General features: G+C 76.3%; 1 protein-coding gene. It reads right to left on the bottom strand.

What is annotated here, in order from left to right:
• On the bottom strand, positions 1–468 hold a 468-nt coding region (locus AC2W7J_RS18645), incomplete at its 3' end, for an MraY family glycosyltransferase (protein WP_485984298.1).
• Positions 469–619 lie beyond the last annotated feature (151 nt).

The raw sequence follows: 619 nt of genomic DNA, 5'->3' as shown, positions 1-619 counted from the left end.
CGACGCCGACGGCGACGACCTCGCCGCGGGCAGCGCCAGCCGACGGGCGGCCTGCCCGAGAGCGGCGACGAGCAGGGCGTGAGCACCCGCCACTTGTACATGCGAGAAGCCGTGCTCGTGCACCAGACGCTGGTAGGCGTGCTCCCGGTGCGCGGTCATCACGTCCCGACCGGCGAGGGCGCGACGCGCGAGGGTGGCCCCCGCGTCGAGGAGGTAGGGCGCCAGCGGCAGGGCCAGGCGCACGGCGACCCGGGGTTCGGCCCGGGTGATCGAGGTCCCGACGAGCGAGCCCAGCAGATAGCTGCCGGAGTCGCCGAGGAAGAGCCGGGCACGGGGCAGGTTCCACGGGAGGAAGCCCAGCCCGGCACCGGCGACCGCCTGGCCGGAGGCCGAGTCGGGCTCGACCCGCGCGGCGTGCAGCCCCCAGGCCAGGGCGGTGAGGCCCGAGATCCCGTTGATGCCGTCCATGAAGTTCACGACGTGACCGCAGCGGGGACCACCACCACGCCGCGCGCGACTCCGGCCGCTCCCGGTGACCCCGCGACGGTGCCGACCGCGAGCTGTGCCGAGAGCCGGGGCCACGGCCGGCAGCCCGCGCCGGCGTCGGCGAGACCGACGA

It is taken from the genome of Janibacter sp. CFPM2_SD2, from assembly GCF_057364645.1.
Note: the sequence above shows the minus strand (reverse complement) of the source record. Positions and strands in the feature narration are given on the sequence as shown.